This is a genomic window from Chloroflexota bacterium (assembly GCA_018829775.1).
Lineage (GTDB): Bacteria > Chloroflexota > Dehalococcoidia > Dehalococcoidales > RBG-16-60-22 > E44-bin89.
On record JAHJTL010000005.1, the window covers coordinates 55,578 to 71,957 of the forward strand.

Annotated in this window: 15 protein-coding genes and 1 tRNA gene; 5 read left to right on the forward strand and 11 right to left on the reverse strand. The window is 52.2% G+C overall.

Going from position 1 to position 16,380, the window contains the following annotated elements:
- Positions 1-38: 38 nt before the first annotated feature.
- From KKD83_00470 to KKD83_00490, 5 genes are all read right to left on the reverse strand, one after another.
- Positions 39-1,592, reverse strand: a complete 1,554-nt coding sequence (locus KKD83_00470; protein ID MBU2534626.1) for a hypothetical protein — start codon at positions 1,590-1,592, stop codon at positions 39-41.
- A gap of 110 nt (positions 1,593-1,702) precedes the next feature.
- Positions 1,703-2,890: a serine/threonine protein kinase gene (locus KKD83_00475; GenBank protein MBU2534627.1), complete on the reverse strand. Its 1,188-nt coding sequence runs from the start codon at positions 2,888-2,890 to the stop codon at positions 1,703-1,705.
- A gap of 272 nt (positions 2,891-3,162) precedes the next feature.
- The gene (locus tag KKD83_00480; GenBank protein ID MBU2534628.1) at positions 3,163-4,512 is read right to left on the reverse strand and encodes a cyclic 2,3-diphosphoglycerate synthase; all 1,350 of its coding nucleotides are present in this window, start codon (positions 4,510-4,512) and stop codon (positions 3,163-3,165) included.
- Positions 4,513-4,739: 227 nt separating this feature from the next.
- A complete protein-coding gene (locus KKD83_00485; GenBank protein ID MBU2534629.1) occupies positions 4,740-5,513 on the reverse strand; it encodes an HAD-IIA family hydrolase in 774 nt (257 codons plus the stop codon).
- Between the two features lie 261 nt (positions 5,514-5,774).
- Positions 5,775-5,851 (reverse strand) — tRNA-Val (locus KKD83_00490).
- Positions 5,852-6,008: 157 nt separating this feature from the next.
- On the opposite strand from KKD83_00490, the gene KKD83_00495 reads away from it, so the two are divergent.
- Positions 6,009-6,917 carry a hypothetical protein gene (locus KKD83_00495; protein MBU2534630.1) on the forward strand — a complete coding sequence of 303 codons (909 nt, stop codon included), beginning with the start codon at positions 6,009-6,011 and terminating at the stop codon, positions 6,915-6,917.
- Here the strand turns inward: KKD83_00495 and KKD83_00500 are convergent.
- On the reverse strand, positions 6,887-7,570 hold the full coding sequence (locus KKD83_00500; protein ID MBU2534631.1) for a TIGR01906 family membrane protein: 684 nt from the start codon (positions 7,568-7,570) through the stop codon (positions 6,887-6,889). The genes KKD83_00495 and KKD83_00500 overlap by 31 nt on opposite strands.
- A gap of 96 nt (positions 7,571-7,666) precedes the next feature.
- Between KKD83_00500 and KKD83_00505 the strand changes: the two genes are divergently transcribed.
- The 3 genes from KKD83_00505 to radC (KKD83_00515) all read left to right on the forward strand — a co-directional run bounded on the left by KKD83_00505 (position 7,667) and on the right by radC (KKD83_00515) (position 13,616).
- Positions 7,667-11,215 (forward strand): DNA polymerase III subunit alpha, encoded by a 3,549-nt coding sequence (locus tag KKD83_00505; protein ID MBU2534632.1) that lies wholly within the window; start codon positions 7,667-7,669, stop codon positions 11,213-11,215.
- Between the two features lie 26 nt (positions 11,216-11,241).
- On the forward strand, positions 11,242-12,006 hold the full coding sequence (radC, locus tag KKD83_00510) for a DNA repair protein RadC (GenBank protein ID MBU2534633.1): 765 nt from the start codon (positions 11,242-11,244) through the stop codon (positions 12,004-12,006).
- A 245-nt stretch (positions 12,007-12,251) separates the two neighbouring features.
- A complete protein-coding gene (gene radC, locus KKD83_00515; GenBank protein MBU2534634.1) occupies positions 12,252-13,616 on the forward strand; it encodes a DNA repair protein RadC in 1,365 nt (454 codons plus the stop codon).
- On the opposite strand, the gene KKD83_00520 is transcribed toward radC (KKD83_00515), so the two are convergent.
- From KKD83_00520 to KKD83_00540, 5 genes are read right to left on the reverse strand one after another with little or no spacing between them, the layout of a single operon-like run.
- Positions 13,617-13,874 carry a hypothetical protein gene (locus KKD83_00520; GenBank protein ID MBU2534635.1) on the reverse strand — a complete coding sequence of 86 codons (258 nt, stop codon included), beginning with the start codon at positions 13,872-13,874 and terminating at the stop codon, positions 13,617-13,619. It abuts the gene before it with no gap.
- A gap of 5 nt (positions 13,875-13,879) precedes the next feature.
- Positions 13,880-14,062, reverse strand: a complete 183-nt coding sequence (locus KKD83_00525; GenBank protein MBU2534636.1) for a hypothetical protein — start codon at positions 14,060-14,062, stop codon at positions 13,880-13,882.
- Positions 14,063-14,077: 15 nt separating this feature from the next.
- Complete coding sequence (locus KKD83_00530; protein MBU2534637.1) at positions 14,078-14,587, reverse strand: hypothetical protein; 510 nt, start codon at positions 14,585-14,587, stop codon at positions 14,078-14,080.
- 42 nt (positions 14,588-14,629) lie between these two features.
- Positions 14,630-15,172: a ribosome-associated translation inhibitor RaiA gene (gene raiA, locus KKD83_00535; GenBank protein ID MBU2534638.1), complete on the reverse strand. Its 543-nt coding sequence runs from the start codon at positions 15,170-15,172 to the stop codon at positions 14,630-14,632.
- 17 nt (positions 15,173-15,189) lie between these two features.
- Entirely contained in the window at positions 15,190-15,672 is a 483-nt protein-coding gene (locus tag KKD83_00540; protein ID MBU2534639.1) for a ComF family protein, read from the reverse strand.
- Positions 15,673-15,729: 57 nt separating this feature from the next.
- Between KKD83_00540 and KKD83_00545 the strand changes: the two genes are divergently transcribed.
- Positions 15,730-16,269 (forward strand): hypothetical protein, encoded by a 540-nt coding sequence (locus KKD83_00545; protein ID MBU2534640.1) that lies wholly within the window; start codon positions 15,730-15,732, stop codon positions 16,267-16,269.
- The last annotated feature ends 111 nt before the right edge of the window (positions 16,270-16,380 follow it).

The following is a 16,380-nucleotide window of genomic DNA, read 5'->3' on the forward strand; positions in this document are numbered from 1 at the left end:
TGCTTCAGCAGATGACTCGTAGAATAAGGCCTAACTTTTTAGTAACGTATGGCTCGGGCCACCTCTTCCTCAGAGGGGGCTTCGAAAATCGCCTCATGCTTTGGCGGGTCTTGCTTCTGGGTTAGCAGGCACACTGGTACCATCACAAGGAGCGAGACAACCGGCGGAATCAATGTTTCCAAACCGGCCAAATGCTCCGGAATATAAAAGATGCCAAATGCTGGATTGCCTACTGAAAAGAACAAGATCAATCGAAGGATGGAACCAACAACAACGGCTGACAAAGCCCCGTACGCATTTGCCTTTTTCCAGTATATGCCCAGCGTCAGAGGAACCAGGCATCCGGCAAAAACCACGTCGAAAGCGAGAACCAGCATCATCCCCGGCTCAGGTTTTACGTAGGCCAGCCAGACCGAAAATGCCATTACCGGTATAAGCCAGAGCCGAGCCCACCATAGAAGCCTGTTGTCCAGAACGTGCCAGTCAACAGCTAGCTCTTCAACGCTCACTCCTAATTTTTTGGCTTTTCTTCTATGTAACGGCAGTAATATGTTTCTGTGCAGTATATTCCGGCCAAATACGGCGGATACGGCCAGTGCCCCCCCGTTGGCAGTGGACAGGCCAGCACCGATAACGCCAGCCATAACGAATAGTCCGATGCCCAGAGGCATGGCAGTTGCCGCCAGCACTATAACTGACCTGGGGTCATCGATTTCTGGAAGGAACTGGAAGGCCATCAAACCAATGAATGAAGCGGCCAGTCCCAGTATGAGCGTGAACCCGGCGCCCCACAAACAGCCCCTTCGAGCTGTTTCCGGGTTCTTAGAGGCAAAGACTCTTTCCATGAAATCAAGGGCAACCACGTCACCAATGCCGAGCGCCAGGATACCCGCCCAATTCAAAAGCGCCCCATTTTCTATTGAGTATAAACCACTTAGGTCGGCGTAGCCAGGTGGAATTGCCGCGGCAAAGAAGCCCCAATCACCGCCACCGATGCTGAAAAATATCCAGAGAGCTCCACCAACGAATGCCAGCAAAGCGGGATATAGCTGCACTATGTCTGTGGCCGCACATGAGAAAAGCCCGCCGCTAAATGTATAGGCAAGGAGAAGGACACTCATTATGAGCAGTGCCGGGAAATACTCTACGCCAAAAATCATGTGGATTATCCAGGCGGCACCGGCCAGGTTGCCCGCAACCAGGATGCAAAAACTGAAAGACATGAGCAGTCCAACGGGGACTTCTACTAGGCGGCTAAACCTCCTGAAGTAGAAATCGGCCAGTGTTATCAGGTTCATCCGGTTCAGGGGCTTGGCGTACCATATCGCGACGACAACAAGGCACAAAGCCAGCCCCAGCGGGAACATGAATCCAGCCCAGAACCCGAAGGTATACACGCCGCCTGCATTACCCAGCGTGGCGTTGGCATCCAGTGCCTGGGCGAACAACATGGTGCCTATCAGGAAAAGGGGCAGTCGCTTTCCAGCAATGATGAAGCGCCTTCCACTCCCCCGTACCAAGAAATACATGGATATACCAACGAGGACGTAAAACGCCACAAGGATAATCAAACCAATCTGATAACCGTCCATGCGCACTCTCCTTTACTTTTTTTAGTTTAAGGAAGATTCATCCATTATAATAATTTTCAAGAAGCACCCCGGCACGGGGCGCCGCATTTTACCTGGTCTCAGAGCACTCATCAATAACCCTCAATCTGTTTGGGGAAGTAATCCTCGCATTTGCCCTCGCGATAGACGTCCAGCGTGGTGCAATGCAGAGCTCCACCAAACGGGATCACCTTTTCATACGGGATGGGGACCACCTCAAAACCGAGCTTATCCAGCTGCTCACAGTACGCTGTCTCGTGCGCCTCCACACAGACCGTCTTCGGGTCGATGGAGAAGGTGTTCATTGATATCCACGACTTACCCTCATACAGCCCGGTCAGGTATACCTTGTTCTTATGCACGTGGACCGGCCTCGCTGCGGGAATCAGTTCCCAGTCGTTTATCTTGAATAATTCCCACATCTCCGGAGTACGCGGCGCCCAGTCTGGATTGTATACTGCCAGCCCCGGCCGCAGCGGTACCAGGTTCACATCGATGTGCCACGGGTGATAGTTGTCCGGTCTGTCAGGCGAGGGGGGCCAGGGAGTGTCGAACAGGACATGGTGCACCCTGATGCCGAGCGACGCGAACATACGCTTCAGCCAGTCCATGCCACCCTTGTTCGTCACGCACGAGCCCTGGTGGAAGATGTCCTTACCAAACCGCATGGCATCGGCGGCGTCCCACAGTGGTTCCTTCTCGGACAGCTGGAACTCCCAGTTGTGCAGCCTCTGCTTCTTCTGCTCATCCGTCCACGTATGCTCGAAGTCATAGTAGTAGTTCCTGACGTAGGACTCATCCGTGAGCATCGGTATGGGCGCTGCAAAATGAACTACCCCGGGGTCTTCCTTGAAGTACCGTTCAAAGATCGGCCGGAGATTCATACGTTCCCAGTAGCGTGTTCGACGGCAGGTCGTGGCCTCAACGATGTAGTTGCCATGAATCATGGTGATGTCGCGGGTGTTGTTGACGCCATGGCAGTTAAGCTGCGTCCAATACGGGTTCGAAACCGGCACATTCAGCATGAAGGGCTGAATGTCTACTCGCTCGACGGTGACGCCCCGCTTCTCAAGCACTGACACTAAATAGTTCATCTGCTCGTTGGCCGCATCCACCATCTCCTGCGGGAACGGTCCCCACTGCCCCAGCGGAAACCCGCCCAGCGGGAGGTCATACCACCAGGCCGGTTCCGGAGCCGGAACGTTAGTGCCCTCTGGCCTTCCTATGATCACACGCTTCAACGGGTCCCATTCATTCCAAGAGTTTACGATCTTTGCCATTGCAATACACTCCTTTTAATGTACTCTTTGCTCTGACTCAGGCTGTGCCGTAATCTCTCCTGGCACTATTCATTTCTACCAAATTGAATCACCTCCTTCTCTGGATTGTACATTAACTTTTGTCATTCTCTATTTTCAAACAATCGCAATTGCAACAGAGGGTGTATCGAACACCCAAATCGTACTCGGTACCGAATTACCGATACGAGGGGAAAACGATACACCCTTCTCCCGCACCATAATTTTCACACCTCTCCGGAAAAGTTTGTTTTCTATTTCATGGGAAGATTATGCGCCTTTCCAAACTCGGATAATATTTCGCCCAAGTTCGGCGTTCCGATTTCCTGAAGGTCATAATAGACCCTCGTGTTCGGTTTCTTGATGTCGATGAGCCTGCTTAAGTCGATAGGGGTGGCCACCACCACCGCATCACAATCGGTCTTGTTGATGGTCGCCTCCAGGTCTTTAAGCTGCTGTTGGCCGTATCCCGTTGCCGGCAGGAGTGTTCCGATATTCGGCCAGAGTTTGAAGGTCTCGGTGATGCTTCCGACGGTGTAGGGCCTGGGGTCTACCAGTTCTGCTGCGCCGTACCGTTGAGCAGCAACCGTACCCGCGCCTATTTTCATCTCTCCATGCGTTAGCGTAGGGCCGTCTTCGATAACAAGCACTCTCTTTCCCTTGATTACATCCGGATTATCAACCCGAATCGGAGAGGCGGCATCAACTACGATTGCATCCGGATTTACCCTGGCAATACTATTTCGTACCTTCAGGATATTCTCGGGAGCGGCGCTGTCGATTTTATTGATAACCACCACATCGGCGATTCTCAAGTTGATTTCCCCGGGATAATAGGAAACCTCATGGCCCGGACGGTGAGGGTCGGCAACAGTTATCATCAGGTCGGGCTTGAAGAACGGGAAGTCATTGTTCCCCCCGTCCCAGACGACAACATCGCAGCCTTTAGGGTCTTCTTCGGCAGCCCTTAAAATGGCCTGGTAGTCCACCCCTGCGTATATAACGTTTCCGCGTGTGACGTGCGGCTCGTACTCTTCCATTTCTTCGACGGTACATTTGTGCTTCTCCAGGTCCCCCAGCTCGGCAAAGCGCTGTACCTTCTGGGCAACCAGGTCACCGTACGGCATGGGGTGGCGTACGGCGATGACTTTCAAGCCCTTTTCCATGAGAAGCTCTATGACCCTTCTCGAAGTCTGGCTCTTGCCGGAGCCCGTTCTCACCGCACAAACTGCGATAACAGGTTTCTTGCTTGTGAGCATCGTATCCCTGGGTCCGAGCATCATATAGTTTGCCCCGGCGGCATTTACGATGGCCCCGACACCCATCACGTGCTGGTAGGATACATCGCTGTAGGAAAAGACACAGGTATCAACATTCAACTCTTTTATAAGCTGCGGCAATTGCTCCTCCGCGTAGATTGGGATTCCCTCCGGATAGAGATTGCCTGCCAGCTCGGCCGGATATGGTCTCCCGGAGATGCCGGGTACCTGGTGTGAACCGGTGAAGCCTACCACGTTGTACTCTTCGTTGTCCCTGAAATACATGTTGAAGTTGTGAAAGTCTCTTCCCGCAGAGCCGATAATAAGTATATTTTTCTTCCTCATAATTACTTCTTGCTCTCTGATTTTGTTTTCCTCTTTCTTGACCTGGGTTCCTGCATAAAAGGGGACATCCTTCAAAAAAAGACGGAGTTGTCGTCATTATAGAGATTTACTTACCACTTTGCAAGATGTTTCGGGACAATTGATTATTAAAATTAATAAAAAGCAAAGTGTAAGAAAACGCCGGAGAGAAAGCCGGCAGAGTTACTTGAGAGCTAGCACTTGGCTTCTCAAGGGAAGAGTTTTTCGACGTCGCGGACTGAGTCGAAGATATAGTCCGGGACAACAACTGGAGATTCCAAATCGCTTTCCCGGAACTCCCCCGTTTTTACCAGCGCTGTCTTAAGACCTGCATTTTTGGCACCCAGAATGTCAGCCCTGACCCTGTCTCCCACCATAAGGATTTTGCTCCTGTCGACATTTCCCATGGTATCGAGGGTGATATCGAAAATGTAACGATTCGGCTTTCCGATATAAGTGGCCTTGATGCCGGCAGCGTCTTCGAGCATTTTCCCGTAAGCTCCCACCGTTAGCTCCATCTCTCCCAGACTACTGTCCACGGTTTCTGTAATCATAACTATCAATTTTGCGCCTTTGCAGAGGAGCCGGACTGCCTTGTTCAGGTTCTGAAAATTGAAATCCTCGCGGAAATCTCCAAGAACAAGATACTCGGGATTATCCGGGTCGTGCCGGAAATTGCGAAACTCCTCCAGTCCTTCCCCCTTTAACCATACCCAGCAAGACCTCGGACTCAGGGTTTCCAGATATCGAGCGGTGGCAAAAGAAGCGGTAACGACCTCGTGCTCGTAAATGCTGAAACCCTTCTTGTTTAGTTTTTCCGTGCATGACCTCCTGCTTTTTAAGGTACTGTTGGAGAGGACTCGAATGGGAACCCGCCTTCTGCGAAGCGAAACGAGTAGCTCGACGGCTCCAGAATAGGCTTTTCCCTGGAACTCGAGTACCCCGTCGAGATCGAATATGACACCTTCTATCTTGTCTTTCACGGTCGTACCCTGGTTTCCTCTGGTACGCCAGAATGGCTAAGTGCTTTTCATGCCCATCCTGACACCGAGCTCGACTAAGGGCCTGTCGCGGGGTATGTAACCTTTGCGAGTCTTGTGGTCATCGATAGCATTGAGCAGTTTCTGGCCCGCTATATCCTCCGTGTACGGCGGCAGGGACTTGGGTACCCTTACCTCTCCTGGGGGCCCAGAACCGTTGACATAATCTCTAGAAACAGGAAAATCGAGCTCAAACCACTGATGTGGTGGGCAGTAGAGGACTTGAACCTCTGACCTCTGCGATGTCAACGCAGCGCTCTAACCAACTGAGCTAACCGCCCATTGCACCATAATTCTACAAAACGCTCTGTCTTTCGTCAACTGTAATTGTCAGGCTGCATTGCGGTTGTTGATTTGCTGTTTTCGGGAGGAAGGTGGTGTAATTCGATCTCCGGTGTGATAAAATACTAGCTACATTCGATAACGTGGAGGCTTGATATGAATTTTCTGAGAGGTCTGCTGGCAACGCTGCTGATGTTTCTCCTCTTTCTGTCACTGGCCGCTTTTGGCACGCTGTTTGCGCTGCGCAGTACATTGCTCGACCCGGACTTCGTCGTGGCGCAGGTGGAAAAACTGGATGTGGCGGCGCTGACAGAGGAAATGACCGATTTTCAGTTAAGCGGGGAGATACCGCCGGAAGCTGCCTTTCTTGAGGAGGCACTCCGCAACGCCATTGTCGAAAATGAGCCACAGCTGAAGGAGCAGGTGAACGCCGCCATCTACTCCGGCTACGATTATCTGCTCGGCAAGAGTGACCAGCTGAATATGGTTATTTCCTTTGAACCGATAAAGGCCGACCTGAAAGACAGGCTGTGGCTGCTTTTCCAGCAGAACACAGAAAGCCTGCCGCCGGAGGTTGCCGCCCTGCCACCGGAAATGCTGGAGCAGTATTTTGAGCAATTTTACCAGCAGTTTGAGGCCGAGATACCATCTGAATTTGTTATTGATGAAAGCTCCGTCCCGCCGGAAATAATGCCTCTGGTTGATACGGCACGGGAGTATACCAGATATACCGAGACGGCTTACTACGGACTGATAGCCCTCATGATGGTGCTGGTGCTGGGCATAATTCTGCTGCACCGTAGCGTCAAGGGCGTGACAAGAGAGCTGGGCGTAACCTTCTTGATATATGGAGCCATTGAGTATGCCGGTGTCTGGGCGACCCAGCGCTATTCTTCCAGTATCCCGCTGCCGGATATACCGCCATCAATACAGGCCTGGCTCAACGGGTTTATCGCCGACCTGATTGCCCCAATGCAGGTCCTGGGGATAGGGCTGATGGCCGCTGGGGCGGCGCTGATTATCATTTCTTTCGTTTACCCGCGGCTGCGGCCGGCGGAGGAATAAGTAATACCTCCCACCCCACCCATCACCACCGCTCCCACTGTTGTGGCGATGGCAATGAAAACGGTGGCGTCGTACCAGAAGCCGCGCGGAAATAGCATTATCAGGTAGTCCTTGCTCGGGTCAAGCTGCCAGAGCTCGTTGGTGAAGCTGAGCAGGTGAAACTGGAGAAATAGCTGGTCGAAATTGAGCATAGCGCCGATTCCGAGGAGCAGCATCAGGCCTAAAGTCAAGCCACTGCCCCAGACCAATCCATGCGCCAGTCGTCGCCACTCTTTTCGCCAGATAGAGAAGCTAGCGTAAACAAGCGCATAAACCAAAGTCCCCAGGAATATCCAGTAGTCCAGCCAGAACAGGGTTTTGACGTCTTTCAGGTGGGCAACCTCCTTATCGTTGAAAAGGGTGAATGACTGGCCATCTTTCATCACGGTCAGGCTGATGGTTTCTTCGCCGGAATTAAAGTAGCCTATAAGCCCTCCGGCGGCTTTATCCAGCTCAGCATCAGATAGGCCCGTCGTCTGGCCCACCTCATATTTATCGAAGCCGTGGCGATAAAGGGCAGCGCAATTGGCCGCCCCGCCAATGCTTGCCGAAAACAGCAGCATAGGCAGGCAGAGAATGAAAAGCCACTTCGTTATCCCATAAAAAATTTTCATTCTGATATTCAGATTTTACAATTTTTAAGCTGGACAATGATACAGCGACATCGAAGCCCTGTGCTATAATTATGTAGATTTTTCACTGAAGAAGCTATGTTTACTCATCTTCACGTCCATACCGAATACAGTCTGCTCGATGGTATGTGCCGCATTCCGCAGCTCGTATCAAGGGCCAAAGAGCTGGGTATGGACAGCCTGGCGATAACCGACCACGGCGCCATGTATGGCGTCATTGAGTTCTACCGTACCGCCAGGGAGGCGGGGATAAAGCCCATCATCGGCTGCGAGGTATACGTCGCCCCGGGAAGTCGCGTCGGACGTGATGTAGCTGACAGGAACCACTATCATCTCATTCTCCTGGCCAAGAATTATGCCGGCTACCAGAACCTTATCCAGCTCGTAACCAAGGCGCACCTCGAGGGCTTCTACTACCGGCCGCGGGTGGACAGAGAACTTCTGGAGCAACACCACGATGGTTTAATTGCACTTACCAGCTGTCTGGCGGGAGAGATACCACGGTTGATTCTGGAGGGACGACTTCAGGATGCCAAACAGGCGGCACAGTGGTATCGGCAGGTATTTGGCGATTTCTACCTTGAGATACAGCGACAGCCCATCGCCGAGCTCGAGCAGGTGAACCAGGCCCTCATCCCCATGAGCGATGAGCTCGGTATCCCGCTGGTGGCCACCAATGATATCCACTACATCAGGCGTGAGGATGCTCAGGCCCATGACCTGCTCCTGTGTATCGGCACCAACTCCTCCATTCATGACGAGAAGCGGATGAAAATGGCCTCGGATACCCTTTATCTGAGGAGCCCGGAGGAGATGGCCGAGCTCTTTCGGGATATCCCGCAGGCCCTTGATAACACAGAACGGATTGCCGAGATGTGCGACCTCACTCTGGAGTTCGGGCGACTTCATCTGCCTGAGATTGAACTGCCGCCGGGAAAAACGGCCGACGAGTTTCTCGCTGCCCTGTGCTATGAAAACCTGTCCCACTACTATCCCCAGCCCACTGAAGAAATAAAAGGGCGGCTCGGTTATGAGCTCGAGGTCATTAAAAAGACCCAGTTTGCCAACTATTTCCTGGTGGTCTGGGACATCATTTCCTTCACCAAGGAACGCGACATTCTCTTCGGGGTGCGGGGCAGTGCTGCCGCCAGCATAGTCCTGCACTGCCTCGGTATAACTGCGGTGGACCCGATTGAGCACCAGCTGGTCTTCGAGCGATTCCTCAACCTGGAGCGCAAGGAGATGCCGGATATCGACCTTGATTTTCAGGATGACCGCCGGGATGAGGTTATCGCCTACGTTTCGCAGAAGTACGGTCAGGACCACGTGGCCCAGATTATCACCTTCGGTACCCTCGGCGCCAAAGCCGCCATCCGGGACGTGGGACGGGCGCTGGGCATGGCCTACAGCGATGTTGACCGCGTGGCCCGCCTGGTGCCGTACTCGCCGACCATGACGCTGGCCAGGGCCCTGAATGAGAACAACGAGCTCAGGAGCATACATCAGGATGACCAGATAATCCGCAATCTGGTCGATTCCGCACGGAAGGTGGAAGGAATTGCCCGCCACGCCAGCACCCACGCCGCCGGCGTGGTCATTTCCAAAGAGCCGCTCACTAAATACGTCCCGTTACAGTGGGGCAGCAAGGTCAATGGTCAGGAATCGGTGATGACCCAGTTCTCCATGGGCGATGTTGCCGAGATAGGTCTGCTCAAAATGGACTTCCTCGGCTTGGCCAACCTCACCATTTTGGAGAAGGCGAAGGAAATCATTGCCGAGAGCCACGGCGTTGAAATCGACCTGCAGAATATTCCGATGGATGACGCCAGGACATTTAATCTGCTCTCTTCCGGAGAAACGACCGGGGTCTTTCAGCTGGAAGGGGCCGGTATGCGCCGTTATATCAAAGAGCTGAAACCGACCGCCTTCAGCGATATCGCCGCTATGGTGGCGCTCTACCGTCCCGGCCCGATGGAGCACATCCCCACCTTTATCAGGGCGAAGCACGGCCAGGAGCCCATCCGCTATCCCCACCCCGCTCTGGAAAATATCCTGCAGGAAACGTACGGGGTGATTGTCTATCAGGACCAGGTGCTGTTCATCGTGAGGGAGTTTGCTGGCTACAGCCTGGGACAGGCGGACATATTCCGCAAGGCTATGGGCAAGAAAATCGCTGAGGTGATGAAGAAAGAGAGGCGCCGCTTTATTGAAGGCGCCAAGAAAAAGGGCTTCTCGGCGGACCTCGCCGCCCAGGTCTTCAACCTGATAGAGCCATTTGCCGGCTATGCTTTCAACAAAGCCCACAGCGTGAGCTATGCCCTCATCGCTTACCAGACCGCGTACCTCAAAGCGAACTACCCGGCGGAGTATATAACTGCGTTTCTTACCATCCACGCCGACCAGCCCGAGAAGGTGGCCAGTGCAGTTGCCGAGTGCCGTCGTCTGGGCATAAAGGTGCTGTCGCCGAATATCAATCATAGTCAGGTCAATTTCTCCATTGAGAAAGATGGTGCGGCACCCGCCATTCGCTTTGGACTATCGGCCATAAAAAATGTGGGGCCGGGTGCCGTTGAGCCAATGGTGACGGAAAGAGATAAAAACGGGGAGTTCCGGTCCATTGAAGACCTCTGCCGGCGTTGCGACCTGCGCGGCATCAATCGGCGGGCCATTGAGAGCCTGATTAAAGCCGGTGCCTTCGACCCGCTGGGCAGTCGGGCAGAACTGCTGAGCAATGTGAACCGCATCATTGCGCTGGCGCAGCGGGAACAGCGACTGCGCGAGTCAGGACAGTCAACCATGTTCGACCTGTGGGGAGAAAAAACACAGGTGCCGATGCCCAGCCTTGACCTTAGTACGGCGGACGACGTCCCCATGAGGGAGAGGCTTGCCTGGGAGAAGGAATTGACCGGGGTGTACCTTTCCGAGCACCCCTTCAGCGCCGTGGCCGGTGAACTGAGCGCCGAAACAACACTGGTCGGGCAGATTGACTTCGGGCTGGTCGGGCAGATGGTGGACATTGTCGGTATGGTGGGGTCGGTCCGTCAGCTCTTCACCAGAGAGGGGAACCAGTTTGCCAGCGCCATACTCGAAGACCTCGGTGGGCAGGTTGAAATTATGGTCTGGCCAAAGGTTTATGCGGACACGAGTGAGCTATGGCAGGAGGGAAATATCCTTGAAGTGAAGGGCAAGGTGAGGGTGAGGGAGGACCGGGTGCAGTTGAGCTGTGAGGAGGCACGTCTTTACCAGCCTGCGGAAGAGAAAGCAGAGGTAGGGGCAGAAGTAGAGGCAGAGGCAGGGGCAGGGGAAGAGGAAATTGCCCAACCGCCCGCTGAAGTAGAGCAAGCTGTCGAGGAGACGAAGACGAAGGAGATACTGATGGAAAATCGCCGACTGGTCATCAGCCTCAGTCAGACCAGCGACGCTGAGAGAGACAAGGCCAACCTGTATACAATCATTGACATTCTACGGGGTTACCCCGGGCACGATGAAGTGAAATTAAGAGTAGCCAACGGAAACAAAATAACTCACCTCCGTCTTTTTGATATTTTTGCCGATTATTCTCCCGAACTTCACGCCCGTCTGGTGGGGGTGGTGGGGGAGGAAGGCTTAAAACTGGAAAAGAAGTGAGGGCAGTGGATATACCTTCCGACGAGATGCATAAAGGTCACCGAAAGAGGCTCAGGGAAAAGTTCCTGAAGTCCGGGCTGTCCGGTTTCCACGACTATGAAATCGTGGAGCTGCTTTTGACACTGGGTTCGCCGCGCAGGGACTGCAAGCCGCAGGCGAAAGAAGCTTTGAAACGGTTCAAGACGCTGAGGGGTGTGCTTTCGGCCTCCGCAGAGGAATTGCAGCAAATTGAGGGCATTGGTTCGCACAGCGCTTTCGGCGTCAGGCTGGTTCAGGAGATAGCCAGGGAGTTTCTCAAGGGGAAAATTGTGGACCAGCCCTTTTTGAAGTCCTCGCGTGAGATATTCGACTATCTCTATCATGCCATGCGCGACCTGAAAAAAGAACTGTTCAAAGTAATTTACCTGAGCAGCCAGAACCAGATTATCGAAATGGTTGACCTCTTTGAAGGTACGGTGGACAGCAGTTCCATTTCGCCGCGGGAAATCATCGAGGGGGCGCTTAAAGACAGCGCGGCGGCCCTGATATTCGTCCACAATCACCCCTCCGGCAACCCCGCACCGAGCACCAGCGATAAACAACTGACCAGAGAGCTGGTTTACGTCGGCAAAATCATGCGGATGAAGGTGGTCGACCACATCATCATCGGCAACGACCGCTATTACAGCTTTGCCGATGAGGGGCTGGTTGAGGAATATGAAATGGACTTCCTGAACCTGAAACTGCGGGGGACTTCGGAGGCAAAGCGGAGGATTTACCGGGCCGGGAAATCCACCTCCCAACTTTATTAGACCCTGTTATTCACCTGAATCCTATTATTTTATAATTCCTCTATATGACCTAAATCATACCAATCATTCGTGAATTTGCTTTAAAATTAAAGCTCTAGTACTAAATACCTATAACCAGGTAGGACTAAAGTAATATGACAATTGTCTGGATATTAATTGACAATTGGCGAAATAAAATAGGATGATATTTCATAAATGACGGCTGATATCTGGACAATTGGCAAAAATCTTTCGGGGTAACGGAAATGGCTCTACAAGATATAACGACAATACCGCCGGAAAAAAGAAATAGAGAATCGGGAATCCGTAATACAGGTGCTGTCCCTTGGGGCACGCACCTTTGTTATTTTTATGACACTAAACAAGACTTAATTGATATTCTGGTGCCTTATTTCAAGGCAGGTTTGGAAAATAATGAGTTTTGTATCTGGGTTACTTCCGAGTACCTCGATGAAAAAGAAGCTGAAGAAGCAATAAGGAAGGCTGTACCTGATTTCGCTCAGTACCTGGAAAGAGGACAAATAGAGATTATTCCGCATACCGAATGGTATCTCAAAGACGGTGTTTTCAATGGACAAAGAGTCATCAATGCCTGGATTGGTAAACTTGAACGAGCCCTGGCAAATGATTATGGTGGTATGAGAGTAACTGGTGATACGGATTGGGTCGGGAAAAGATATTGGAGAGAGTTCACTGATTATGAAAAACAGGTGCATAACATAATCGGCGAGAATCGCATGATTGCTCTCTGCACTTATTCCCTTGATAAATGTGGAGCAAGCGGGGTCATAGATATACTGGGCAAAAACCAATTCACTCTCACTACGCAGACAGGCGATTGGTCTCTTACCAAAAACCCCAAGTGTAAGCGGGCAGGGAAGAGACGGGGGATGAATTCACAAGTTAAATCAAGAGGAAACATGACACCGCTGCAAAAGAGGTTCGTCAAGTCGGGGCTTGAGGACCTCGATGACCGGGAGGCCATCAAATTGCTGATGAGCATCTGCAACTGCGGGCGGCAGAAAGCGGTGACCAAGCAGTGCTTCAAGGCTTTCGCCAATATCAGAGAAGTCCTGTCCGCATCCCAGGAAGAGCTGGAGCAAGCCGGTTTTGCTCCCCAGTGCATCTTTTACCTCAAGCTCCTGCGTGAAATACCGAGGGAGGTGCTTCGTGAGAGAATCAGGGAGCGGGCGGTTTACGAGTCTTCCAAGGAGGTCTTTGACTACCTCTACTACTCAATGCGTGACCTCAAGGAAGAGGTGTTCAAGGTCATTTACCTGGACAGCCGGGAAGGGGTAATCGATATCGTCGACCTTTTTGAAGGGGAAGCGGGAAGTATCTATATTCAACCCCGTGAGATTGTGGAAACGGCCATCAGACGTAAAGCGGCGTCGCTGCTTTTTGTCCACAACCACCCCTCCGGCGACCCCAAATCTAGCAAACTTGATAAAAGGTTTACCAGAGACCTGGTCTTTGTCGGCAATATCCTTCAGATACGGGTGCTGGACCACATCATAATCGGTGAGGACAGGTACTTCAGCTTCGCTGATGAGGGGCTGATTAGGCAATACGAGGATGATTTCCTCAACGTGAGGGTCAGGCGCATCTGATTACGTCTTATCAGCCTGGCGGCGGCGCTGTATGGTGGCCCCGAAGACAATCAGCACTGCCCCGAGCACGATGCTGGCCACCACCTTTATCAGCAGCGGGAAGTTCATGCTGAGGAAGAAGGCGTAGGTGTACAGGCCGGCGAGGTAGGCAATCGCCCGGACAACGTGATGGGCCTGGATCGGTCTCTGCTTTACCCCTCGGAAAATAAGCCAGCCGATAAGCGCCAGAGAAGCCAGCACGGCAACAGCAGTCAGCATTCAGTTCACCACCCTATGTCTTCAAAGTATTTGCTCAGAAACGCGAACATGGCCACGGTGAGCAGGAGAGATACCAGTTTCCCCGCCTCGGAAAGGTTCTTCACATACTCGGCGGCCAGGTAACCAACTCCGGCCAGGCAGAAGAGGATACCGAAGCCAAACAAAACATATTCCAGCCTTATATTCACTTCATTTAACTCCTGTCATCGAGGTGCCGGCACCGGCTTTACCGGGTAGGGAGACGGGTTGATGTAGATGATTACATTTCTCTCTGTTTCCCCACGTTTGATGGTCAGCGTATAGTCGAATCCCTGCTCGGGTGGGGCATCAGGCGGCAGAAGCTCGGCGGTGTCAATCGACCATTCCACATATTCTTTATCAAAAGACCCGACGGCAATACGCTGGGCGAGCACATCGCTGACCTTTTGCTGCATCCGCCAGACCGATACCTCAATATCAGCCTCATACCGGGAAAACCGCCGGTTGTCCACTTCGTACCGGATAAAGGCTTTCTCACCCCGCGTTACCCCGGTGGACCAGAACGGGTCGCCCCGCTGCCAGACATCCGATTCTATCTTCTGTTCTCGCTCGCCGGCGGTAATATAGACGGTATCATAAACGCCTATGTACCCATCTATGATAAAGATGGCGATGATACCGAAAAAACAGACCAGGGTGAGATACAGGTAGAGACTTCTTTTTTTAGCTGCCATATGTCATCTCATTATCGCATAACTGTGGCCAGTTATAAAACCTCACCCCAGCTCCGGCTCAATCAAGCCGTAGTTGCCGTCCTGGCGCCGGTACAGCACGTTGAATTCATCCGTGTCCGTATTGAGGAAAAAGAAAAAGCTGTGCCCCAGTATTTCCATCTGCTCGGCGGCCTCAGGAACGGACATCGGCTTCATGGCAAACTGCTTCACTTTGACCACTTCCGGGCGGAAGGGCTGAACCGGCTCGATTTTGAGTTCACCTCGCGCCAGCGAGTTGCCCTTGCCTTTTTTATAAAGTTTTCCTTTCTGGCGCTCCAGCTGGCGGTCCAGTACCGAGGTAATCCTGTCGATTGCCTGAAACAGGTCTTCGCCGCGTTCTTCACTGTGCAGGCTGATGCCGTTGCCGTTTACGCTGGCCCGCACCATGAAGTGCTGCTGGGGAGACCTGGTCTTTTCCTGGTTTATTTCCACAACGGACTCGATGATATTGGGAAAATGGCGGGTTAATTTCCCGATTTTGCGCTCAATGTATCGGCGCACTTCCGAAGATACTTCCATATTCTGACCCGTAATCTGCAACTCCATATTCTCACTCCGGATTATTAAATCTCTCGTGCCATGACCAGCCCCCATACTGAGGAAGCCCCGTTAGTTTTTAACACTGCGGCACAGGCATCCAGCGTGGTTCCCGAAGTGGCGACATCATCAAGCAGCAGCACGCGCTGGTCCCGGAGCCTGTTGTCGCGGCAGGCAAAAGAATCAGCGATATTCCGCTTCCGCTCTTCTACGGTAGTCGTTCTGGCCTGCGGAGGCGTATGTCTCAGACGAATAAGAACATCCGTGACTACAGGTATATTTATCAGTTTTTCCAATTCCAGTGCTAACAGCTCGGCCTGATTGTAGCCGCGCTCTCTCAATCGTTTCCGGTGCAGAGGTACCGGTACCAGAACATCCACGTCCAGCGGGCTGGCGACAAGGTATTCCCGCAGCATTCCGGCCAGAGGAACGGCCAGCGCCCTCAGGTTCTGGTACTTAAGTTTATGAATTGCCTCGCGTATAGTCCCTTCAAAACGAAATGTACACAATACACCAATAATTGTACCAAAAGAACTACCATTCTGCATATCAGTAGGGGTGAACAAATGATACCCACGATGGTAGTCTGGGCAGAGCCGATTAAAAGCGGTGATTTCGACCTTGCCCCTAATGATATTCCCGCAGCCATAGAATGGTTCAGGGAAAAGACCAAGCAAGAGCCGAGGTTGATTATTCTCAATCCGAAGAACGAATACCTGGCAAAGGAAGCAGGGGATAGTATCAGGGTAATGTATCTCGCTAGGGTATTGACGTGGGAAATCTGGCTATCCCCAGAAGATGTTTGTGATACGCCCCGTAAGCCACAAGAAGGCAATTCTGAGCATAGTTATCCTCTCATTAATGCTGCAACCCATGAGATGAAAATGTCCACTGTAAAGGTGTCCTCTTTCGAAGTCGAATATTTCAGACCGAGGGGAAGGCCAAAGACGTATAAGAAACGGGAACTTCCAGAAGAGGTAATCAAGCAACTTTACGCTGAGGGTATTGGCTCCAAGGCAATTGCTTCTAGGCTTAAAGCAAAGCGAGGTATCAATGTATCTTATAAAACCGTCCAGAGGGTACTATCGGGGAAAAGGGTTGGTTGAAAACGGTTCTGAGCGTGCGGAATGTGGTTACGACTATTATGGTGACTGGAACTCATACTTGGCACTAACTACAGGAATTAAGACTGGTATTCAGAACAGCGGCCTATCTAG

Excerpts from the sequence above, each read along its gene's own strand:
- KKD83_00530 (MBU2534637.1), bottom strand. The coding sequence starts at position 14,587 with ATGGCAGCTAAAAAAAGAAGTCTCTACCTGTATCTCACCCTGGTCTGT.
- KKD83_00475 (MBU2534627.1), bottom strand. The coding sequence starts at position 2,890 with ATGGCAAAGATCGTAAACTCTTGGAATGAATGGGACCCGTTGAAGCGT.
- KKD83_00545 (MBU2534640.1), top strand. The coding sequence starts at position 15,730 with ATGATACCCACGATGGTAGTCTGGGCAGAGCCGATTAAAAGCGGTGAT.
- raiA (MBU2534638.1), bottom strand. The coding sequence starts at position 15,172 with ATGGAGTTGCAGATTACGGGTCAGAATATGGAAGTATCTTCGGAAGTG.
- radC (MBU2534633.1), top strand. The coding sequence starts at position 11,242 with ATGCATAAAGGTCACCGAAAGAGGCTCAGGGAAAAGTTCCTGAAGTCC.
- KKD83_00520 (MBU2534635.1), bottom strand. The coding sequence starts at position 13,874 with ATGCTGACTGCTGTTGCCGTGCTGGCTTCTCTGGCGCTTATCGGCTGG.
- KKD83_00500 (MBU2534631.1), bottom strand. The coding sequence starts at position 7,570 with ATGAAAATTTTTTATGGGATAACGAAGTGGCTTTTCATTCTCTGCCTG.
- radC (MBU2534634.1), top strand. The coding sequence starts at position 12,252 with ATGGCTCTACAAGATATAACGACAATACCGCCGGAAAAAAGAAATAGA.
- KKD83_00495 (MBU2534630.1), top strand. The coding sequence starts at position 6,009 with ATGAATTTTCTGAGAGGTCTGCTGGCAACGCTGCTGATGTTTCTCCTC.
- KKD83_00470 (MBU2534626.1), bottom strand. The coding sequence starts at position 1,592 with ATGGACGGTTATCAGATTGGTTTGATTATCCTTGTGGCGTTTTACGTC.
- KKD83_00505 (MBU2534632.1), top strand. The coding sequence starts at position 7,667 with ATGTTTACTCATCTTCACGTCCATACCGAATACAGTCTGCTCGATGGT.
- KKD83_00480 (MBU2534628.1), bottom strand. The coding sequence starts at position 4,512 with ATGAGGAAGAAAAATATACTTATTATCGGCTCTGCGGGAAGAGACTTT.